This window comes from Citrobacter sp. A316 (assembly GCF_002042945.1).
GTDB classification, from domain to species: domain Bacteria; phylum Pseudomonadota; class Gammaproteobacteria; order Enterobacterales; family Enterobacteriaceae; genus Citrobacter; species Citrobacter portucalensis.
The window spans coordinates 67,822-89,623 of the sequence record NZ_MVFZ01000017.1; the positions used below are offsets into that span (position 1 = coordinate 67,822).

The 21,802-nt window shown below is 51.5% G+C and carries 23 protein-coding genes and 2 pseudogenes; 7 read left to right on the top strand and 18 right to left on the bottom strand.

The window, feature by feature from the left end; translation table 11 throughout:
• Positions 1-25 precede the first annotated feature (25 nt).
• The 9 genes from BZK41_RS19485 to BZK41_RS19525 form a co-directional block, all read right to left on the bottom strand.
• Complete coding sequence (locus BZK41_RS19485; RefSeq protein WP_079939225.1) at positions 26-2,374, bottom strand: replication endonuclease; 2,349 nt, start codon at positions 2,372-2,374, stop codon at positions 26-28.
• Positions 2,371-3,690 (bottom strand): phosphoadenosine phosphosulfate reductase family protein, encoded by a 1,320-nt coding sequence (locus BZK41_RS19490; protein WP_079939226.1) that lies wholly within the window; start codon positions 3,688-3,690, stop codon positions 2,371-2,373. The genes BZK41_RS19485 and BZK41_RS19490 overlap by 4 nt, the downstream gene beginning before the upstream one ends.
• On the bottom strand, positions 3,687-4,535 hold the full coding sequence (locus tag BZK41_RS19495; protein WP_079939227.1) for a DNA adenine methylase: 849 nt from the start codon (positions 4,533-4,535) through the stop codon (positions 3,687-3,689). The genes BZK41_RS19490 and BZK41_RS19495 overlap by 4 nt, the downstream gene beginning before the upstream one ends.
• Positions 4,532-4,759 carry a TraR/DksA family transcriptional regulator gene (locus BZK41_RS19500; RefSeq protein ID WP_079939228.1) on the bottom strand — a complete coding sequence of 76 codons (228 nt, stop codon included), beginning with the start codon at positions 4,757-4,759 and terminating at the stop codon, positions 4,532-4,534. The genes BZK41_RS19495 and BZK41_RS19500 overlap by 4 nt, the downstream gene beginning before the upstream one ends.
• Complete coding sequence (locus BZK41_RS19505) at positions 4,759-4,992, bottom strand: DUF2732 family protein (RefSeq protein WP_079939229.1); 234 nt, start codon at positions 4,990-4,992, stop codon at positions 4,759-4,761. Before BZK41_RS19505 ends, BZK41_RS19500 begins: the two co-directional genes overlap by 1 nt.
• A 67-nt stretch (positions 4,993-5,059) precedes the next feature.
• Positions 5,060-5,401: a DUF5347 family protein gene (locus tag BZK41_RS19510; RefSeq protein ID WP_079939230.1), complete on the bottom strand. Its 342-nt coding sequence runs from the start codon at positions 5,399-5,401 to the stop codon at positions 5,060-5,062.
• Entirely contained in the window at positions 5,365-5,565 is a 201-nt protein-coding gene (locus BZK41_RS19515; RefSeq protein WP_079939231.1) for a phage filamentation protein Fil family protein, read from the bottom strand. The genes BZK41_RS19510 and BZK41_RS19515 overlap by 37 nt, the downstream gene beginning before the upstream one ends.
• 7 nt (positions 5,566-5,572) lie before the next feature.
• Positions 5,573-6,082, bottom strand: a complete 510-nt coding sequence (locus BZK41_RS19520) for a phage regulatory CII family protein (RefSeq protein ID WP_079939232.1) — start codon at positions 6,080-6,082, stop codon at positions 5,573-5,575.
• A gap of 20 nt (positions 6,083-6,102) precedes the next feature.
• Positions 6,103-6,357 carry a Rha family transcriptional regulator gene (locus BZK41_RS19525; RefSeq protein ID WP_079939233.1) on the bottom strand — a complete coding sequence of 85 codons (255 nt, stop codon included), beginning with the start codon at positions 6,355-6,357 and terminating at the stop codon, positions 6,103-6,105.
• Positions 6,358-6,473: 116 nt separating this feature from the next.
• On the opposite strand from BZK41_RS19525, the gene BZK41_RS19530 reads away from it, so the two are divergent.
• The 6 genes and pseudogenes from BZK41_RS19530 (at position 6,474) to BZK41_RS19560 (ending at position 10,832) form a co-directional block, all read left to right on the top strand.
• A complete protein-coding gene (locus BZK41_RS19530; RefSeq protein WP_061382282.1) occupies positions 6,474-7,106 on the top strand; it encodes a phage repressor protein CI in 633 nt (210 codons plus the stop codon).
• 1 nt (position 7,107) lies between these two features.
• Positions 7,108-8,124, top strand: coding sequence for a site-specific integrase (locus BZK41_RS19535; protein WP_079939234.1), 1,017 nt, complete (start codon positions 7,108-7,110; stop codon positions 8,122-8,124).
• A 7-nt stretch (positions 8,125-8,131) separates the two neighbouring features.
• On the top strand, positions 8,132-9,319 hold the full coding sequence (locus BZK41_RS19540; protein ID WP_079939235.1) for a hypothetical protein: 1,188 nt from the start codon (positions 8,132-8,134) through the stop codon (positions 9,317-9,319).
• A gap of 371 nt (positions 9,320-9,690) precedes the next feature.
• Positions 9,691-9,894 (top strand): annotated as a pseudogene (locus BZK41_RS19545) (integrase arm-type DNA-binding domain-containing protein); the annotation flags it as partial.
• A 13-nt stretch (positions 9,895-9,907) separates the two neighbouring features.
• A pseudogene (locus BZK41_RS27045) lies at positions 9,908-10,621 on the top strand (DUF6883 domain-containing protein); the annotation flags it as partial.
• Between the two features lie 10 nt (positions 10,622-10,631).
• Positions 10,632-10,832 (top strand): DUF4926 domain-containing protein, encoded by a 201-nt coding sequence (locus BZK41_RS19560; RefSeq protein WP_079939236.1) that lies wholly within the window; start codon positions 10,632-10,634, stop codon positions 10,830-10,832.
• Here BZK41_RS19560 and BZK41_RS27785 read toward each other — a convergent pair.
• Entirely contained in the window at positions 10,827-10,982 is a 156-nt protein-coding gene (locus tag BZK41_RS27785) for a DUF1272 domain-containing protein (RefSeq protein ID WP_139762630.1), read from the bottom strand. The genes BZK41_RS19560 and BZK41_RS27785 overlap by 6 nt on opposite strands.
• A 647-nt stretch (positions 10,983-11,629) precedes the next feature.
• Here BZK41_RS27785 and BZK41_RS19565 point away from each other — a divergent pair.
• Positions 11,630-11,986 (top strand): hypothetical protein, encoded by a 357-nt coding sequence (locus BZK41_RS19565; RefSeq protein WP_079939237.1) that lies wholly within the window; start codon positions 11,630-11,632, stop codon positions 11,984-11,986.
• 194 nt (positions 11,987-12,180) lie between these two features.
• Here the strand turns inward: BZK41_RS19565 and iolB are convergent, their stop codons facing one another.
• Genes iolB through iolG form a run of 8 tightly spaced genes read right to left on the bottom strand, consistent with a single transcriptional unit; the run spans position 12,181 to position 21,568 of the window.
• Positions 12,181-12,999 carry a 5-deoxy-glucuronate isomerase gene (gene iolB, locus BZK41_RS19570; protein ID WP_079939238.1) on the bottom strand — a complete coding sequence of 273 codons (819 nt, stop codon included), beginning with the start codon at positions 12,997-12,999 and terminating at the stop codon, positions 12,181-12,183.
• A 9-nt stretch (positions 13,000-13,008) separates the two neighbouring features.
• The gene (gene iolE / locus BZK41_RS19575; RefSeq protein ID WP_079939239.1) at positions 13,009-13,899 is read right to left on the bottom strand and encodes a myo-inosose-2 dehydratase; all 891 of its coding nucleotides are present in this window, start codon (positions 13,897-13,899) and stop codon (positions 13,009-13,011) included.
• 14 nt (positions 13,900-13,913) lie between these two features.
• Positions 13,914-15,818 (bottom strand): 5-dehydro-2-deoxygluconokinase, encoded by a 1,905-nt coding sequence (gene iolC, locus BZK41_RS19580; RefSeq protein WP_079939240.1) that lies wholly within the window; start codon positions 15,816-15,818, stop codon positions 13,914-13,916.
• A 12-nt stretch (positions 15,819-15,830) separates the two neighbouring features.
• Positions 15,831-16,964 (bottom strand): Gfo/Idh/MocA family oxidoreductase, encoded by a 1,134-nt coding sequence (locus BZK41_RS19585; RefSeq protein ID WP_079939241.1) that lies wholly within the window; start codon positions 16,962-16,964, stop codon positions 15,831-15,833.
• A gap of 8 nt (positions 16,965-16,972) precedes the next feature.
• Entirely contained in the window at positions 16,973-18,001 is a 1,029-nt protein-coding gene (locus BZK41_RS19590) for an ABC transporter permease (protein WP_003826102.1), read from the bottom strand.
• Positions 18,002-18,012: 11 nt separating this feature from the next.
• Positions 18,013-19,560: a sugar ABC transporter ATP-binding protein gene (locus BZK41_RS19595; protein WP_079939242.1), complete on the bottom strand. Its 1,548-nt coding sequence runs from the start codon at positions 19,558-19,560 to the stop codon at positions 18,013-18,015.
• 53 nt (positions 19,561-19,613) lie between these two features.
• A complete protein-coding gene (locus BZK41_RS19600; protein WP_079939243.1) occupies positions 19,614-20,543 on the bottom strand; it encodes a sugar ABC transporter substrate-binding protein in 930 nt (309 codons plus the stop codon).
• A gap of 38 nt (positions 20,544-20,581) precedes the next feature.
• Entirely contained in the window at positions 20,582-21,568 is a 987-nt protein-coding gene (iolG, locus tag BZK41_RS19605; RefSeq protein ID WP_079939244.1) for an inositol 2-dehydrogenase, read from the bottom strand.
• Positions 21,569-21,802 lie beyond the last annotated feature (234 nt).

Here is a 21,802-nt window from a genome sequence, read left to right on the forward strand (position 1 = left end):
AAGCACGAAATGTTAAACAGCAACCTTAGTACCATTGACGCCATTTGTCATCTTCCTGCAGCCTCTGGTTACGGTAAAAAATACGTAAACCGGCACCGGATGGAATGCTGCCGCCACGCAGAAGCAAATCAATCTCAGATGCACTACCTTCAAACCCCCTGGTAGTCAGTTCTGCCTCAAGCTGCAGGCGCTGCTGCTCGGAAATACTCTGTATGTATGCTTTTTTCCGCTTCGGTTTTACCAGTCTCAACCTGGCTGTCAGCTCCCGCCGTTCCTTCTGGCCCATGTTGTGGAGATATTCCTGCAGCTCCTTCTCATCCATGGTTTTAATATCGGGTAAATCACCCCCTGATTTGTTCACATTTTCAACAGGGGGACAGTTATTGCCACGAGTCCAAGGGGCGCAAGCGCCCTGGTCGGCTGCCGCCTCCTGAACGTCAACGACCTTACGAACCTTTTTCCACTTCACCGCGTGCGTGCAAATCTTACCCTCTGCAATCGGGGACCATATTCCATAGATACGGATACCGTGATCGCCGTAAGCGCTCGGCTCGTCGTTAAGCTCATAAGCCGTGCGGACAAGGTGATGTTTTCGGGGAACCAGCACACCGCCCTGCTTCATGATGTAGGTGGCAAAACAGCCCGCATCAGCCGCCGCCAGTACCGCATCCAGACGCGGGTTATCCAGTAGCGGTGCGCCCGCTTTGCGTTCGCCCTGCACTCTCGCCGCCTGACCAGCCAGCAAGCGCAGCTCTCGGTATGCCTGACGCCCAGGAATACCAAAGAAACGGAACTGCTGGACACGATGCAATGACGCCCAGGCGCTGACATGCTCGGCGCTGTCACGCAGCGATCTGCCGGTTTCTTTGCTGATTTCTTTAGCCAACCCGCGCCCGTCGATGTTCTTGCTGATGTATTTGGCGATATAGCTGGTCGGCGTGCCCTTGCGCGGGTTGATAAGCTCGGACTTGAAGCGAGGCCCGGTATTGGTGCCCAGCTCCTCGCGGTCTTCACGGATGGCAAACTTACGCAGCAACGCGGTGATGGAACGGCGGTCTTTTTTGCGCATGAAGCACAGAAGATGCCAGTGCACGGTGCCGTCATGATGCGGCTCTGCCACGCGGACGCCATACCAGCGCAGCCCGGCCTTGTGCATGGCCTTGCGGAAAGCGGCGAACGTATAAACCAGATAGTCACTGCTCTGCCGGACCGTGGCACTGGTCCACTTCGGATTAGGTCTGCCGTTGTTGAGGGTTGCGTGGAAGCGTGACGGGCAGGTGATGGTATAGAATACCGCGCAGTCTCCGCGCATTTCCGCGATCAGCTCCAGTCCCTTAACACAGGTCATCATTTCATTACGGCGATGTGCCGGGTTGCTGTTGCTGGCGTTCACCACGTCTTCCATGTCCAGCGTGTCACCGTCTTCGTTGACCAGCTCATGCGAGCGGAAGAACTCCAGTGATTTGCGGCGCTGCTCGCGTTTGTGGATCACGGCTTCATAGCTGACATACGGGGACGCTTTTTTGTTGACCAGGCAGACGGCGCGCAACTGTTCCTCCCGCCACTCGCAACGCATCTGCCACAGTTTGCGATACCACCAGTCCGCACACAGCATACGCGCCAGCGACGGTGGGATCAGTTCATAAGGCACCGGCTTGCGGCGGCGCTTTTTGCGGCGTAACTGCTCAAACGCTGGCGGGATGACCTCAAGGCGCATGGCCTCTGCAGCAACCCTTTCCCATGCCTGACGAATTTCTTCTGGTTTAACATCATCACTGACAAACAAATCACCGCAGGCTGCATCAAGACACATGCTCATATGTGCCGCAACCAGCGTGGATAGGCGTTTGACCTGATCCTGATTCATTTCAGGGAGTACCAGCAGCCCCTCCAGCCCGTCGTGGCTCGCCATGAACCGGAAAGACGCAGACACCTGGCTGTCACGCACGCGCTCCAGCCGCTCAAGACACGGCCTGATTGTTTCGCGCAGGTAGCGGGAATAAGCTTTTGCTCTGCCCAGGCTATGGAAATATTTAATCCGTTCAAGTAGCGGCTTGCTGATATGCGCCGGTTGGGCGCCCACGTCGGCAATAATGACCAGATCGGGATTAAAACGCTGCTGCTCGCGCGCCGTTTTGGCATGGCTAATCAGCCGATCCTGCTCCATTTCACGCTGGACAGGATCACGGGATTCATTGAAGAAATAGCGTTCCCAGACCTCATTGCTCAGCGCCTCACGGCGCAGTTGCTCCTGCTTATTATCCGCAGCGTAAAGAGCGATCAGGTTTGAAAGCGCAGACTCCGGCGCAACTTCCGCCGGGTCTGAGTATGGATTTATCGCCTTTTTTGGCGCGTTCCATAAATAAACGCTCATTCACAAAGACCATATCGTGATGAGCACAGTGAAGTGTCCATGCTGGCTTTGACTAAATCGTAGACCTTGCCGCCACGACCAGTCTTGGCCCACTCGACAACATCAAGCGCTGACGGTGCCCCCATATTTCCACGCGGCCCGTAGAATCCTGACCAGTCAATGTGCTGAACATCTGGTTCAAGTCCGTACAATTTGACTTCCTGACAGAGATTCACCGGATAGCGTTTACGCAACGCAACCTCCTCTCCGGTAACCTTATCCAGTTCAAACCGGATAACATCACGGACGCCCAACTGAGCGCGCATCCATGACTGGCTAACTGTGCCTACACTCATCCAATGAACCCAGCGCGATGCCAGTCGTACTTTTTTCTCCCACTCGTGATGTTTTTCGATATGCTCAGGCCAGCGTGCTGCAGTCTGCGCAATTTCTTCTTTCGTGCATAAAACACAGTTCATGCAGCCAACACGGTCAGCGCCCTGCAGGTACAAAGGGTTTGGTTTAATGCCGAAATATTTATGTAAGGCGAAAACATTAGCCGCCGTCCATTTATGGATGGGCAGGAAGTTATAGAGAAAGTCAGGATCACGTTCATCGCGTGCAAATCTTGCGTACCCAGCGCGCTTGTCGGACTCATCTGCACGCACGCCAGACCACTGAACGACCACCTCACCATCATCAAGAAGTGGTTTTATTGCCGCATCGAACGCGATCTGAATCTTGAGTTCATCAGTACAAAAACGGTCACGCATCATCGGGAATTTGCCGTGCAACAGAGCAGCATCGAGAAAGCTATTACCAGTTGGGTGCATGACTGAAAGAGCCGCCTCCAGGGCTGTTTCAAACTGAATGCCCCAGCGTTCAGCAGTACGTAGCCATGCCTGACCAAATTTGGTATCTGACCTCGCCAGTGATGGCATAATTACGCCACGATAAGCGCCCATGCGGATCGCCTGACGCTTTGACCAGCGCTCATTGAGCGATTTACGGCGGCGTTCAAATTCAACTTCGGAATAAGTACGCTTAACTATCTGCACAGGCTTACAACCAATTTGATGATGAATATTTCGCGCAAAATCAACGGTTAATTCATGTTCATTGTCGGTATCAGCCATTACGTTTTGTACGCGATCACCGAAAAGATGATGTGCGATTGTCGCTGTTGTCGTGCTGTCTTTTCCGGCAGAGAAGTTAACGACAATTATGTGATCAGTTGGAATCCGAAATTCATTCAGAAAGCGGTTGTACGAAACCTCTATTTCCCGAACCATCACACTGATATCAGTTGGCACAATTACTGCTGCAGAATGGTTCATACGCGCACCTCAACAGTACGGTCTGGACCTCTGGCAAAATCAACACCGAACCAGCACACTAGTTTCGTGGCGATGATTTCGGCTGCAGATTTACCATCACCCGCAGCCACACCCATGCTGCGCTTTGCGGTGATACGGTGGCGGGTAAAATTACGATAAAGGGAGCGTGTCAGGGATGTGTCGCTGTTGGATACGATAACCGGATGACCTTCTGATGACCGGCGCTCAAGAATAGACGCCAGATGATACTGGTCGTCCTCTGTAAAACCGGCAGTGTGATAACCGGTAAACGTTCCGTCATATGGCGGATCGCAATAAACCACATCACCAGTTTTCAGCATCGCCAGTGTTTCGTCATAGCTGGCGCATATAAACGTTGCGCGCTGTGCCTTTTTTGCAAAATCACGTATTTCATTTTCAGGGAAGTACGGATTTTTATAATTACCGTAAGGGACATTAAAATGCCCGCTCAGGTTATAGCGGCACAGCCCACGATAACCATGGCGATTGAGATAAAGGAAATATACTGCTTTCATTAAATCAGTTATTTCGGATGAATTATTAAATTCATGTCTAATGTTGTAATAAGCAACTTCTCTATTCGCGATCGCAAAAATTTTTTTTGCCCGTGATATGAAAGCTTCACAATCAAGGGCAATTTTTTTATAGAGATTGATAAGATCGGGATTAATATCCGCGACAAGATAATGAGGATAGTCTGTCGCCATCATTACAGCGCATGAACCCGCGAAAGGTTCAACCAGTCGCGGACCAGCAGGAAGGTGCTTAATCAGTTCCGGCATGATGGCGGTTTTATTTCCCGCCCATTTCAGGATGGTGCTCATACAGCACCTCCCACGTAATGCTTACCTTTCAGCTCTGCGATTTCCTGACAAGTGACGCAGCACTGAACGCCCGGAATGGCGCGACGACGAGCTGACGGGATCGGCGCATCACAATCTATGCAAAGCACACGGGAAACGCCCGGCACTTTGGCGCGGGCGTTGTGGATGTGGCGCTGGAGGTCTTCTTCCACGCGCTGCTGCACGAGGTCCATTGAATCAGCCATCAGTGGATCTCCTGCGCTTCGCTCTGGATAGTTTCCGCAGCATTACGCAGCAGCTCTGCAGCTTGGGTGCCGTTGAGTTTTCCGAGCGTGATATGCACCGCCAGCTTTTCCAGATGAGCAGCAAATACATCAGCACGTCCCCGGCGTTCTTCCATACGCGCATCAGTCAGCAACTGATTAAGGCCAGCATCATCTGGTCCTGTTTTGGTGATTCGGGTTTCAATATTTCGCATTGTTGTTTCTCCTGAATTTGGGCAATAAGAAGCCCGGCGGGTTTACGCCTTTAATTTCGGTTGTTGGTTAATTCGGCATGGCTAGCCGATTTGGAAATAAACTCACCACTGTACGGAAATGGTTCATTGCTTTAATCAGCTCCCGCTTTTCGTCAGTCGTCAGCTCACTAACATTGACGCTATGACGTTCCGCCGGAATCTTTGCCATAAAGAATATTGCGGCTAGTGCGCGTTTATTCTGTTCATGGTTAATATCCCGTTGGTCCCACATATCGCTAATAAAGCGCTCCAGTTCTGAATCAATATTTAAGCCAAACACTTTCGCCCTTAATTCCGCGATGTGGTTTAACCCATTAAGGCGGAGGCCAGCGCTTAGCGGAACAGTCGCAGCATCCCCTTCAATAGCCATGGTTTCCCCTGCTTTTTAGTGGACAATTCAGCCAGCAGCGCATCCTGAGAGCGGCATGGATGCCAGCGCTTGCCATCCTTCCCCATAATCCAGCCATGACCGCCGTGCATTGCAGGACTTTGCTTAACGAGCAGTGATGCAAAAGATGGTTCTTTAGTCAGCATAGCCACCTCAGATCAGACCGAACGAAGCGCCCAGGCCCGTCACGGTATCTACCGCGCTTGCCATCGCCGGATTCGCCTGCAAACGCGCATGCAATGAAACTGCAGTGAGTGCCATAAGGCGCGTAACTGAGTTGATGCTATTGATCACATCGCGGCGGCCTGCACTGGTTTTCACATCACCGGATACTGCGCCTGCAGCTACACGCCCAATCTCCGCAGTTGCACTCATGACGTAATGTGGCAGGTTCTCTTTTGCCACTTCATTCAATGGCACGCACGGCAGGCAATGGATTTGAGCCAGAAAACCGTCAACCAGCGTTGAGTCTTCTGTGATATCAGTCAGCAGCCAGATCTCCGGCGGCGTAAGTTGATGCGGTTGCTCCGGGTTCAGCTTATTGCGCAGCGTCTGGACATTCATTCCTGCGCATTCTGCCAGCTTCGCCATGTTGTGACGCAGCGCGAAAGCCCGGCAGGCTTCGTCAAAATGTGGATGTTTGGAAATCTTATAATCAAACATGTGCCCCTCTCAAAAAGTTCTCATAATTGAACTTGCTGACCAACAATGACGCGAAAGTTGGAATGACCGAGGGATTCACGAACCTGGTCTGTTTTGTACATCAGGTAACGCAGACTTACGCGACCTTTGTTTTTTTCTTTCTTGACCATGTACTTAGCAAGCTGACCATGGTGAATTTTCTGGTAAACAGAGCCACGGGAGATACCTTCCCATTCAGCGAACTCTGCAGGTGTAGCCATCTCTTTTGGTACACGAATTGAAATATCAGTGCTCATAGTGCAGTATCTCTTAGTTTGGTTTCGATTTATCTCGTTTTATAGGGTTGGGGTTTGTTTTTCAAACCTTAAGTGAATACTAAGATCACATTTTATATACGTCAAGGGTTTTGCTTATGAGATCTATCAAGGTAGGTAATGACAGCGGAGGGCGTGAAGCTATCAATAGGCTGATTAAGGCTTATAACTTCAACTCTCGACAGCAGTTGTGTGACCATCTTTCCGTTTCAAAAAGCACTATGGCAAACAGATACTTAAGAGACAGCTTCCCTGCTGAATGGGTTATACAGTGCGCTCTTGAAACTGGGGTTTCGCTGCTTTGGTTAACGACTGGGCAAGGTGATAAAAATGATAATAACGCGCAGGAAAATAGTTTTGGTTTTGTGAACCAGACCCACATCAAACCGTTATCCGAGGTTGTAGCGCCTGAAATTGATAAGGCCACATTAGATGGTGGCGCTTTAGTGGACCAAGGCAAGGTGATATTGGATAACAGTCTAATCCCCCACAACATGACTAATCCGTGGCTCATCCATACAGACGATGGCTCTTACCTCGTTGACCGTAGCGGCACTCCACCAGTAAATGGCGTATGGCTCGTTGATATTGATGGAATAAAAACGATAGCTAAACTTGCACGCATCCCCGGCAATCGCTTAATTGTCCAGCAGGGTGAGTCATCTTTTGAGTGCAGCCTTGATGATATCGAGGTAGTAGGACGTGCTATAAAAGTAATTAAGAGTCTGTGATATGACGATCAGAAAGCAGCCGAACGGAAAATGGTTGTGTGAGTGCTACCCGAACGGGCGCGACGGCAAACGCGTGCGCAAGCAATTTGCGACGAAAGGCGAGGCCATAGCATTCGAAAACTTCACCATGGATGAAGTGAACAAAAAACCATGGCTAGGAGAAAAAGAGGATCGGCGACATCTGTCAGAGGTGATAGAGCAATGGCATTCACTCTACGGGCAGACGCTTGCAGACCCCAAACGCCTGATGGCGAAACTTAGAATTATCTGTAATGGTCTGGGTGATCCCATTGCCTCAGAACTGACAGCCGGTGACTTTACGAAATACCGCGAAGCGCGGCTAAAAGGTGAAGTGCGAAATGAAGATGGCACGCTTATGTCACCTGTTAAGCCCCGCACGGTAAACCTTGAACAGCGCAACCTATCATCAGTTTTTGGCACCCTGAAAAAGCTGGGCCACTGGTCAGCGCCCAATCCGCTCGCCGGACTGCCAACATTTAAAATCGCAGAGGGCGAACTAGCGTTTCTGACACCAGAAGAAATTAAGCGCCTATTAGATGCCTGCGCAGATTCTCAAAGCCCCAGCTTACTGATGATTGCAAAAATATGCCTAGCCACCGGTGCACGATGGAGTGAAGCCGAAAACCTGCAGGGCCATCAGTTATCGAAATACCGAATCACCTATACCAAGACCAAGGGCAAGAAAAACCGTACCGTGCCGATATCTCAGGATCTGTATGACGAACTCCCCAAGAACAGAGGGAAGCTATTCACCCCGTGCAGAAAAGCCTTTGAGCGAGCAGTAAAACGAGCTGGCATCGAGCTACCAGAGGGCCAATGCACTCACGTGCTGCGTCATACATTCGCCAGTCATTTTATGATGAATGGCGGAAACATACTGGTACTGCGTGATATTCTGGGCCATGCCGATATAAAAATGACGATGATTTACGCCCATTTTTCTCCAGATCACTTAGAAGACGCTGTGACTAAAAATCCACTAAATTTATTAAAGTGAGAACAGAATGCAACAGGATAGAGATGTTGAAACTCAGTTAAATATGATGTTGGATGAGTTGTATGGTAATGAGGATTTAATGCCCCCTTTTAAACCCAAAGGTGACATCGTTTCTGATTTTAACTCTCGCTGCAATGAATATCTTAAAATTTTAAATGAATTTAAAATTAAAAACAAAACCAGACTTAAGATTGATCTGCTAATAAAGCGAGTATTAAAAATACAACTAGGAATAACCGAGAGTCTTCAACAGTTTTTAGCGGGTGACATCAAAGAGGCATATGATATATTCGATGACACTTTTTCAGATAATCTTATTAATAAGCATATTCAAAGAATCACAATGCCTCTTAAGGAAATATGTAATTATGATCAACCACTCTATAGAGTACGTAAATCAGACAGACCATTACTTAACAGGGAAGATATTTTCCATATTCCATTTTCCTGCCGACATCTTGTAAGTGCCCAACGTTACTCAGTAGCGGGACTCCCCTGTTTATATCTAGGCTCATCGCTATATGTATGCTGGCAAGAAATGGACAAACCAGATTTTGATAAACTATATATATCTTCATTCATATCACAAGATACTAAATCTAAAATTCTTAACTTTGTTCCACAACTGAAAACCTCAATCAATACTAAAGAATGGGGCAGTGAAGAGTTAAGAACAAATAATTATATCAAAGGTTCGTATTTGGTTCTCTGGCCTTTAATTTTTTCATGTGGCTATATAAAAACGCATGAAAACTCAAGCTTTACACAAGAATATATAATACCTAATTTACTCATGCAGTGGATTAGCACACGGGGTCAATCTCCAATATCTGGCATAGCTTATTCATCAACGAAAATGAAAAAAAGTCGAGGTTCAAAACTTTCAATAAATGTTGTGTTACCACCCAAAGCTACATATAGACAAACGACTCAAAAAGATTTTTGCCCAAGGTTGTCATCATTATTTGATTTCACTCCACCTGTTTCATGGCAGGTTTTAAAAACATTAGAGTATCAGAATGCGATCCCCAAAACATCTGAGCAGGAGAGAGCTATCAGATTTCTTGATCGAAAAGAAAGGCTATCTGGCATTACTGATTTTGATAGTGACATAATCAGACTTTACCCATTAACTGACTTCTATAAACTGGAAGTTTGCATGGATCGCTTATTCGATTATTCTCCTATCAGATAGGCCAGCAATAGTGGCGACACTTTGGCGGCAGAGCATTAAAAACGTATAAAACGGACAAATACCAAATAATACTAACACTCTGTTTTTAAACGTAAATCACTGTTTTCATTATAGTAAAAATGGTATGTAGGAATTTCGGACGCGGGTTCAACTCCCGCCAGCCCACCAAAATTCTCCATCGGTGATTACCAGAGTCATCCGATGAAGTCCTAAGAGCCCGCACGGCGTAAGCCCTGCGGGCTTTTTTGTGCCCTCAATTTGTCCTGCGAAGTCCGAACTCAACTAATTAAATCCGAACCTTTTAGGCCCATTGATAGTCCCAACGAAAAGCTCTATTGTTTTCGTTGGGCCTAAACGCATGGAGACTACCCATGGCAAGAAAAACCAAGCCGTTAACCGATACGGAAATCAAAGCCGCCAAACCTAAAGATGCAGATTTCCAACTGTATGATGGTGACGGGCTAACTCTACTAATCAAGTCCAGCGGTAGTAAGCTCTGGCAATTCCGTTACTATCGACCTTTAACCAAGCAGCGAACCAAGCAGAGCTTCGGTGCCTACCCTGCTGTCTCGCTTTTTGTTGACCACTTCATATAGCCTCAACGAGCACCAGGGAAGAAAGCCGCCTCCGACCATCAAACATCATTATTCCGATGCCCCGATACAGCATGCCCAGGCGGGTAAAACGATTAACAGTAAAGCAGCCGGGAGGCTTCTGGCGGCTGGCGGTATCTATAATGGTAATATTGAGGGATTCCATCAGACTGCAGAACAGCTCGGTGGTGATGCGCCAGCGAGTTACGCTCAGGTCATGGACAACAAAGCATTACTCATTACCGGTGCGTCTGTCGCTGCCGGGCTGACGATGGGAAGAATTAGCGTTACTAGCGAACTACTAGAATTATCATCGTTAAGCAAAATCCCAACGTTTGAATCACCAGCTTTAAAGGGGTTTACCTCAGAGTCAGGTTCATTACTGAACGCGGAACACGCCGTTGTAGATTACAAAAAGCTATCAACTTACTCTTTAGACCCTAACCATCTATCTGGAGGGCATAAAGCGAGGGTTTTCCAGTCAGCGCTGGGTTATAACCCAACGAATGCTGACGTTTTAGGAGCACGAGTCCAGGAGGGCGTATTAACCGCCACGGCTAAAATTTTGGACGCGAACCAGCACGGGCAACGAATGGCCGTAGACATGCCGATATTAGGCGCTAACGGTGAAACCGTGATAGTGCGCAGCGGTTGGATATATGAACCTGATGCTGTCGTTCCGCGCATGACCACAATTTTTGTTAAGTGAGGTACAGGCCATGAGAAGAGAAGAAAGTGAGGTGGTTGTTTTAGCTGAAGATTTGCCAAATGAAGGGTTAACTAAAGGCATGTTAGGTACCATCGTATTCATTCATGAAAAGCCACATTTGGCTTACATGGTTGAATTTATTAATGATGAAGGGCGACCTATTGCGATGCCAGATCTTTTGCCTGAGCAAATAACGGATTTCAGCTTATAAAACGATGCAAATCAAATGATCGGCATATTCAAAATACTGATGGTTTCCGTTAACTTCACGGTAGACAATCCAGTAACGCCGGAAACCCTTTTTTGATTCAGGTGGCAGATCTTTATCGCAGCATTCGCAATTAGGACGGAATTCAAGCATGGTGCTCTTTTATTGTTAAAGGGACATCATTGGCTATATCAAAGGTCATCTACCCGTATCTCCTTCTGCGATAGATGACGTAATTGTTTTCACGTGTATTAGATGAGCATGGTCTACAGTCTGGAAAATTCAAGAGTGTGAATTTTCCAACAGAAACGCTCACTTCCGGAAACGAACGACAAGCCTGTAGCGTCCACCAGAGCCTAAACTAGCACGGAGAATCCTGCTCCCAACAATCTTCCATATCAACATCATCGCCACTCTTTTTGCGCCTTCCCCTTCGCGAAAAAAACAAAAATCTCCAACAAACTCAACCAACTCCCCCACCAATTACAAGGACGCCAGCCCAAACACAGGTGAAACATGATTAAAATTCAACCTCATTTCTAATAAAAAAATACATCCCCAAATAAACATCAGGCAGCATTATGATGTCGATCCCATGCTGAATAATGATTATTACTCTTTATTTAACTCAGCATTAAATGTGGATTCCACCAACAAAAAATAACCGTATTAATTACTCACAATTGCACAAAATAGATAAATACCGTTATCAGCACTTACAGTTTTTTCCTAAAGCCAGCGCTTCGTTTGTATGCCATGCTTAACCACGCTAATAACTTATAACGCTAAGCGAGGATATTATGAAAAAGACAATTATCGCATTATCTGCAATTCTGCTGGCATCTCCGGTTATTGCCGCAACAACACACGCAACCGATAATGATGTAGCCGCCGCACACGAAAACGCCAATACTGCAAAAGAAAAACTGCATCAGGCGCAGAATCAGGGCGAAGAGCAAAAATTAAAAGCCAAACATGCTGCTGAAGGTAAACAAGATGACCTGAGCAGCAAGGTGAGTGAAGGTTCACAAAAAGCCTGGAATACAACCAAAGAAGGTACTGAAAAAGGTTGGAATGCAACAAAAGAAAGTACCGAGAAAGGCTGGAATAAGACTAAAGAAGGTGCTGCTTCCGTTGAGAAAAAAGTCAGCGAATAATCTTCCAAACATTGAATAATAAAAACCGCGAAAGCGGTTTTTTATTATTAGGAATAAGCCGCAATCCAGCATCAGCGCCTCATCGCAATCTGTTTCTACAGTTAAACCAGATCAGGACCACTGTAACGCTCTGCCCCTAACTCCACGTGTGGCGACAGTAAATCCTGTTTCACTCTCGCCAAACGCTTTCATCCTTACTTCTCAACCGGATACTCGCGATTAATCCACGCATGTTCATCTTCCCAGGTAAACATCCATTTGCGTACCGGGCCCGCCATCACGTTGAGGTAGTAGCTGTCATATCCTGCCAGGGTTGCCACCGGATGATACCCTTTTGGCACCATCACCACATCGCGGTTATAAACAGCCATACACTCGTCAAGCGATCGGTCATCGGTGTACACCCGTTGCATACAGAATCCCTGCGGCGGATTGAGGCGATGGTAGTAGGTCTCCTCCAGATAGGTCTCCTGAGGGGGATTATCGGTGTCATGCTTATGGCTTGGGTAGGAACTGGTACAGCCTTCGTTGGTCCACACTTCCACCACCAGCAGGCTATCAGCGGGTTTATCTTCCGGTAAAATGTTATGCACATAACGCTGGTTGTGACCTTTGCCGCGCGTTTCCCCGTCGATATCCTTAGGTGCGATCAGCCGTGTTGGGTGCGTGCCTTTCCCCGGCGCAGCACAGACCGCCAGCTCCAGTCTGGTTACCGCCTGAACCTGTATTGTCTCACCAGAGGTGACATAAACCGCCCACGGTTTGATCCGTTCGAACGGGCTCATCCGCTCGCCGATATCCGTAAAGGTTGCGCCCGGCGTGGTGACGGTCGCACGTCCGGCAACCAATACCAGACAACGTTCTTCGCTGACGGCGGGCAGCGTAAGCTGCTGCCCTTCCTCCAGTTCATACGTTCTAAAGCCAACATATCCCCAACCGGCGCTTTCCGGCGTCACTGACTGCGTACGCCCTTGCGCGTCCGGCTGCTGCCAGCGAGATAATAAACGTGACATATCACCTCCTCAGATAAGCCCGGCATCCCGCGCCAGACGGCTAAGGTTGTTATAGCCCAGACGCGCATACGTCAGCGGATGCGCAATGGCCGGATCCTGCTCCGCCTCCACCACCAGCCACCCCTGATACTGGTTCGCCTTCAGTAAGGCCATGATCGGCGGATAGTCAACGCAACCATCTCCCGGCACGGTAAAGACGCCGCTCAGTACCGCATCGAGGAAGCTGGTTTTGCGGTTTTTGACATCCGCCAGCACGTCGGCACGCACGTCTTTGCAGTGAACATGGTTGATACGTGATGCCCAGCGCTGCGCCACAGCCAGCGGATCGGCACCCGCAAAGGTCAAATGCCCGGTGTCGAGCAACAAGCCAACCTCATCACCGGTATGCGTCATCAGATTATCCACATCTTCAGCAGATTCAATTACCGTTCCCATGTGGTGGTGATAGGCAATCTGTACTCCCTGCTGCTGGGTGTAGCGCGCAAACTCGGTGAGCTTTTTACCGTACTCTTGCCAGCGCTCTTGCGGGAAGCGCGGACGCAGATGTACCGGCGTATGCTGCTCGCCGTGAATGCAGCCACTGACTTCGGCAAAGACTAGCACCTTCGCTCCCAGTTCACGCAGTAACGTCAGATGTGACTGCACGGCGGCAATCTCCTCCTCCACGCTGCGTTCCAGTAGACGTCCGGAGTACCAGCCGGAAACCAGTTGCAGGCCGTGACGCTGCAAAATGGGGCCGAGCAGTCGCGCCTCGCGCGGGAATTTGTTGCCCAGTTCGAAACCAGCAAATCCGGCCTCTTTACCCTCGCTCAGACACGTATCAAGCGACGTCTCAGCGCCCAGTGAAGGAAGATCGTCATTCGTCCATGTCAGTGGATTAATACCTAATTGTACCGTCATCATCTTCTCCTGAATTATGCTTGTCCGCGCTCGCGCCACCAGGCGATAAGCTGCAGGTAGTTATCTTTAATGCGCGCCACCAGTTGCGCATCGTCAATATCGTGTTTCAACCACGCGCGGGAAGCGTCGCCAAACAGCGTGCGTCCCACGGCAAATCCTTTCACCACCCCGTGGCCGGCAGCCGCTTTGAAATCAGCACGCAGTTGCTCTGCCGGTGCGTCCAGTCCCAGGATCACCACGCCACGGCAGTGCGGATCGCGCCGTTCGATAATGTCGCTCAACGCCGTCCAGCCAGCAGAAGTCAGCGGTGGGAGTTTCCACCAGTCCGGGTAGATCCCTAAGTTGTAGAAGCGGGAAATAGCGCGTAAATACAGTTCATCACTGCGCGGCATACTGGCCGGTAAAATCACCTCCAGCAGCAGCTCATGACCAGACTGGCAACAGGCGCGGTAAACCTCGGAGATTTTCTGTTCTTGTTCCAGACGCAACGCGTGGGCATCTTCCGGATGGAAAAAGACCAGGCACTTCACCACGTGTTCCTGCGGCCAACTGATGAGCTGCGAACCGATATTGCCGTGTTCCATCTCCAGCGGGCGCGATCCCGGCAGTTCGATAGGGCGACCAATCCACCAGCCCTCTCCGGTTATCGAATTCAGCGCATCCTGACCAAACGTGCCATCGCACAGCAGCCCGGCCTTGCCCTCCAGCCCGGCACTGTTGGCCGCTTCACGACTGGCCTGCAAAATAAGCTGTTTCAATGCCGGAATACGCTTCAAAGACGCGCCGCACTGCAACGCCATCTCTTCCAGTTGGCTACGGTGATCGAAGGCCATTACGCATAGCTCTGGCCATGTGCGACGACGGGTCGTCACGCGATGCAAATGATTGAGATGCGGATCGAGATCCGGACGCGGAACCTCTGCAGCGCGAGAAAGATAATCATCAAGCTCAACTTTGCTCGGCATCGCCGGTGCACAGCCGTGACGCGACACCACCAGCGCACCGCAGGCATTGGCGTAGCGGCATGCCTGCTCCCATCCCTCATCGTTGAGATAGCCGCGCAGCAGACCGGACATAAACGCATCCCCCGCTCCCAGCACGTTCAGCACCTCTACACGTACGCCGGTGACCGTCAGGCCATCGTCCAGCCGGGCCGGGATGGCGTCGGTATACACCGAGCAGCCGAGCGCACCGCGCTTGCAGACCAGCGTCGCGTGACTCACGCCGCGAACCTGCGACAGCGCCTGCAGCGTATCGGTACTGCCGCCCGCGATATGAAACTCCTCCTCGGTGCCGACAATCACATCAAAAAGATGCAGCACCTCCTGTAACTGGCGGGTGACCTGTTCGGCGGCGATAAAGCGCGTTTCGCCGTCGCCTAAAGAAGTAAGCCCCCACAGTACCGGGCGATAGTCGATATCCAGCGCCGTACGCACGCCGTGACGTCGGGCGTAAGCGAGCGCCGTCAACACCGCCTCGCGGGTTTGCGGATGAGAAAGATGTGTCCCGGTGATGGCAAGACAACGAGCAGAAGCGATGTACTGTTCATCAACATCGCTGGCCGTAATCGCCATATCCGCGCAGTTATCACGGTAAAAAATCAGTGGGAAGGTGTCCCGGTCTTTAATGCCGAGTAGCACCAGCGCCGTCAGGCGGTCTTTATCAGTGATCAGATGGCTGGTATCGCAGCCTACCTGGTTTAACTCTTCACGCAGGAAACGTCCCATATGTTCGTCGCCAACGCGCGCCAGCATTGAAGAACGCAATCCCTGGCGTGCCGTGCCGTAAGCCACGTTGCCGGACGAACCACCAAGATATTTGGCAAAGCTCGACACATCTTCCAGGCGTGCGCCAATTTGCTGACTGTAGAGGTCAACCGCCACGCGGCCCATGCATATCACATCAAACTGCTTTTCCACGTTGATACCTCTTCAAACAATGTTGTTCACGTTCAGCCAGCGGCCTTCATGGTGCGAGAGTGCGATAGCGTCAAGCACGCGCGACACCTTCCAGCCCTCTTCAAAGTCCGGCCACATCGGCGCATCGGCGGCAATGCCGTCCACCAGGTCGCGTACTTCCACAGTTTTCTGGTCGTTAAAGCCGATACCATGCCCGGCTCCCATGCAAAACGCGCCGTAGTCCGGGTGCGCCGGACCAACCAGTAAAGTGCGAAACCCCTGGCGGTTGACCGGATCGGCATGCAGATAGAGCTTCAGCTCGGCCATGCGCTCCTGGGTAAAACTGATAGTTCCTTTGGTCCCGGTAATCACATACGACAATCCCATCTTGCGGCCACAGGCAACGCGGGAGGTTTCAATCACCCCTTGCGCACCGCCTGCAAAGCGCACCATCGCGTGGGCCTGATCTTCGTTCTCTACCGTCACCATTTGCGAGGAACCGACTTTCGCCGGACGCTGTGGCACCACGATCTTCAGGTCGCCGCAGACCTGATGAATATCCCCAACCAGGTACTGCGCCATATTGACGATATGCGCCGCCAGATCGCCCAGCGCCCCAAGCCCAGCGGTCTCTTTAAAACAGTGCCAATGGATCGGCGCAAGCGGATCGGCCATGTAGTCTTCGTTGTGGGTGCCGTAGAAATGGATCACCTCACCAATTTCGCCGCGCGCAATGATCTCTTTCGCCAGCTGCGCCGTTGGGTTCTTCATATAGTTGAACCCCACCAGGGTTTTCACTCCTGCCCGTTGTGCAGCCTCAACCATTTCACGCGCGTCGTGGGCGTTCAGCGCCAACGGCTTTTCCGAGTACACATGCTTGCCGTGGCGAATCGCTTCCAGCGCCATCTCTTTGTGCAGATGATTAGGAGAACAGATATCCACGACATCTATGGCCGGGTCGGCCACCAGCGCACGCCAGTCTCCGGTTGAGCGATTGAAGCCAAACGCCTGCGCCCGCTCGGCGGCCAGCTCCGGTGAAACTTCCGCCACCATTTCACGCACCAGTTTGCCGCGCAGGTTAAACACCGTCGGGGCCTGGGCATAGGCGATGGCATGCGCCTTGCCGATATACCCGGTGCCAATCAATCCAATACGAACCTCTTTCATCATGATCCTCACAGTGCGCCGCGACGGCTCTTGGCGTAGGTGTCAAACGCCACCGCCAGAACGATAATTAAGCCGGTAATAATTTGTTGGTAGTAAGCCGAGACGTTCATCAGCACCAGACCGTTAATCAGGATGCCCATGATGATCGAGCCGATAATGGTGCCGCCAATACGCCCGTAGCCGCCCATCAGCGAGGTGCCGCCAATGACCACCGAAGCGATGACGCGCAGCTCAAACGAGATCCCGGCGACCGCTTCTGCACTTCCCAGACGCGCGCTGAGGATGAAGCCCGCCAGTCCCGCCAGACAGCCAATCAGTACGTAGACGCTCACCAGCACGCGCTTCACGTTGACCCCTGCCAGACGCGCCGCTTCCGGGTTGCCGCCAATGGCGTACACGAAGCGCCCCCAGCGGGTTTTATGCAGCGCCAGATAACCGCCTACCGCTACCAGCGCGAATATCCAGATTGGAATGGAGATACCGAGCAGTTCGCCGCGTCCCCACCAGCGGTATCCCGCGTCGAAACCGGCAATCGGTGCACCGTCGTTAATCACCAGCGTCAGGCCACGCCAGATGGTCATCCCACCGAGGGTGACGATAAACGGCGGCAGACGCAGACGAGTCACGCCGAGGCCATGCAGAAAACCAATCGCGGTGCCCATCGCCATACAGATACCAAGGCCAATCAGCCAACTCATGCCACCCCAGGCGTTTGGGTCGACGGTGGTGAAGTTGTCGCCCTTAATCACATACGCGGCGGTCATGGCACAGACCGCCAGGATGGAGCCCACCGACAGATCGATCCCGGCGGTCAGAATGACAAATGTCATCCCGACAGCCATGATCCCGTAGATGGAGACTTCGGTCAGAATGTTGAAAATATTGCGTTCAGAAAGAAAATTGCTGTTCTGCAACTGAAAGAAAATCAGCAGCAGGATCATGAAAATCAGTACCCCAAAGCGCTCAAAAAAGGCAATGGGATCAAGACGTCCGCCGCGTTTGGCTGGAACCTGCGTTTTAGAAATAATCTGCGTCATGAATCACTCCGTTATGCCGCATTCAGGGCGTTGTGGTTGATGGCCATCATCGTCATTAGCCGCTCTTCATTAGCGTCATCGCCGTGGATCTCGCCAGTCACCCGGCCTTCACTCAACGTGATGATCCGATCGGAAACCGCCATGACTTCCGGTAGATCGGAGGAGATCACGATCACCGCCACGCCCTTTTTCGCCATATCAAACAGCACCTGATGGACTTCTGATTTGGTGCCAACATCGATACCGCGCGTTGGTTCATCCACGATCAACACCCGAGGGTTAAGCGCCATGCAGCGCGCGAGGATCACTTTTTGCTGATTCCCGCCGGAGAGCTTGCGCACCTCTTGCGCGCTGTTGACCATTTTGATCTGCAGCGCCTGGCGGTATGACTCAATCAGGGCATCTTCTTTGCGGGTATTCACAAACCAGCGCCATTGCAGTAGTGACGAGAGGCTGGAAAGCGACAGGTTGTCGCGGATCGACAGCCCAAGCACCGCACCCTCTTTTTTGCGATCTTCCGGTACCAGCGCCAGCCCCTGATCCAGCGCAAACAGCGGATCGCGCGGCTGATATGGCACGCCATCAAGTTCAACGCTGCCGGAAGTAAAACCGTCGGCGCCAAACAAGCAGCGGGCCACTTCGGTACGCCCGGCCCCCACCAGTCCGGCAATGCCTAACACTTCTCCAGCATGCACGTGGAAGCTAATGTCGTGCAGCGCGATACCATGCGGATCCAGCGGCGGTTTTTCGCGGCTAAGCCCCTTCACCGCCAGACGCACAGGTTTATCTTCATGGTGAGTTTCGCTGGCCGGGCGGCGATTAAAGGCCACATCGCGCCCCACCATCAGGCGGATCAGCTGTTCTACGGTGGTCTGTGCAACCGCACCGTTTCCGGTAAAACGTCCATCCTGGAAAACGGTGAACTGGTCACAGAGTTGAAAAACTTCATGCAGGCGATGGGTGACGTAGATAATGCTCACGCCACGCCCTTTAAGTTCTCGCACCACCCGGTGCAGGCTTTCCACTTCGCTGTCACTCAGCGCGGCGGAAGGTTCATCCATGATGATCAGCTTTGCGTTCAGCGTCAGCGCCCGCGCAATTTCCACCATTTGCTGCTGCGCCACGCTCAGTCGGGCCACGGCCGTGGTTGGCGCAACGTTCAGTTGCAGGTAATCCAGAATCACCTGCGCCTCCTGATTTACCGCCTTTTCATCGACAATCAGATTGCGTTTGCGCGGTTCGCGTCCGAGGAACATATTCTCGGCAACGGTCATATTGGGCAGCAGATTAAATTCCTGATAAATCGTGATAATGCCCTTGTTCTGCCGCTCAACCGGAGAGTCTTCTACCGGCAATGTTTCGCCGTTGAACCAAATATCCCCGCGTGTTTGCGGCTGTGCGCCCGCTAGCGCTTTCAGCAGGGTCGATTTTCCGGCACCGTTCTCACCTAACAGTGCATGAATTTCGCCTGCTCCGACGGTCAGTTGTGCGCTGCTCAGCGCCCAAACACCGGAAAAGCTTTTCGCCAGGTCAGTCACTTTCAGTAAGGGTTGCGACATCGGTCTGCTCCTCCTCATAGAGAGCCGCCACTTGTGCGGCGGCTGCGGACATATCAGTTACCGGCCTCACTAATACGCTCGGCCTGCTGCAGGTTCTCTTTGGTGATAAGCGTTGGCGGGTAGTCAGCCCCGGTGATCGCAGTCTTCTCACGGACGTTATTCACCAACTGGCTCATCGCCGTTTTCACCGCAAAGCCAGGACGCTGATCCGCCGTCACAGCCAGCCAGCCGTCGCGCACACGCGCCAGTGCTTCTGGCACAGCATCGAAGCCCGTGACCAGAACTTCACCCGGTTTCAGTCCTTGTCCCTGTAACGCTTCAATCGCGCCCAGCGCCATATCGTCGTTAGCGGAGAGGATCACCTGCGGACGCTTCGGCAACGAAGGCAGAACGCTTTCGACAATGCGCATCCCTTCAGAACGCATCCAGTTACCGGTCTGATCGGCAACGATCTTGTACTTTTCACCGCCCGCCTTCAGGCTGTCACGAATGCCTTTAGTACGTTCAATGTTGGAGGAGGAGCCTGGCTGGCCGGTCAGCAGAATAATGTCTGCCCCGTCAGGGAATTTGGTTTTGACAAAGTCGCCAATCGCCTGACCGCCTTTGTAGTTGTTCGCGCCGAAGTGCGGCACTTTTTTCTGGCTGTCTACGGAGCGGTCAAGAGTGACTACGGGCAGTTTCGCATCCTGAATTTCATCTACCGCGCTGGACACCGCGTTGACATCGTTCGGCGAAACAATAAAACCCTGTGCGCCACGGGTGATGGCGTTTTCCAGGTCAGCGACCTGCTTTGGCGAGCTACCCTGCCCGTCCAGGACCTGTAAACTCACGCCCATCTCTTTTGCGGCTTTCACCGCCGTGCGCTGCATGTGAACTTCAAATGGCATCGCCAGGTTTGGCGTACTGAAAACAATTTGCTCATTTTCAGCAATGGCTGCCCCGGATGTCATGGCGATGAGGACAGCTAAGATCAGTTTTTTCATTATTATGTCTCTCTGTGTAGGGTAGGTTGTGGTGACAATCAGAGGAGAACTTCACGTTGGCTATGCAGTGACTCCAGCGCTTTATCCGCCAGATACAGTGCACGCTCGCCATCGTCCCCGCTGCAATCAGGGACCGCTTCGCCGCGCAGTACCGCAACAAAGTGTTCCCATTCCGCGGCATAGGCCGATTTATAACGCTGCAAGAAGAAATGTTCAGGTAATGCGCTGGTGCAGCCAGTCTTCGCGTAGTGCTGCACCTGGTTTTCGAGAATGTTGCCCGCGCACAGCAGCCCTTCAGAGCCGTGCAGTTCAAGACGCTGATCGTATCCGTAAGAAGAACGGCGGCTGTTGACGATGGTCGCCATCGCGCCGGAGGCATATTTCAGTACGATGAACGCGGTGTCGATATCGCCCGCCTCGCCAATCGCTGGATCAACCAGGTTACTGCCCTGGGCATACACCGAAACCGGCTCTTCGCCCATGATAAAGCGCGCCATATCAAAATCGTGGATGGTCATATCGCGGAACATACCGCCGGACACACGCACATATTCCGCAGGCGGCGGCGACGGGTCACGGGAGATTATCAGCAGCGATTCCGGCTTACCGATACGTCCGGCCAGTGCGTCAGTTTTCACACGGCGAAACTGTGGATCGAAGCGGCGGTTGAAACCGATAAACAACGGTACGTCGTACTCTTTGACCACTTTCAGGCAGTCGCGTACACGGGCCAGATCCAGGTGGACCGGCTTTTCGCAGAAGATGGCTTTGCCGTGGCGTGCGGCCATTTCAATCAGATCCGCGTGGGTATCAGTCACGGAGGCAATCAGCACGGCGTGAACGTTAGGGTCCGTCATCGCCTCATCCAGGCTTTGCAAACGAGCCTGGTACTGTGTGGCAAGACGGGTGGCAAATTCCTGATTCGGGTCGACAACGGACCAGAGGGTAGTAGCACTGTGACTGGCAATGTTAGCTGCATGTACCTGGCCAATTCGGCCAGCGCCCAGTAAAGCAATGTTAAACATAACGGCTCCCGGTGTTGGTGAATGCGATGAACTAACGACCCTTTAAATAAAACATTTATTTCATTTTTATAAATAGTGAAAATTATGTTTTTGAGTGCAAGTTAACACTTTTGAGATGATCGAGATAAAATTTGTTATCAATATCACAACATAAAGACGGGAAAGATGAAGGAATTAGCCCCCTTCCGTTCAGGAAGGAGGCGATGGATGAAGAAAAAGGAAAAATGAAATGAA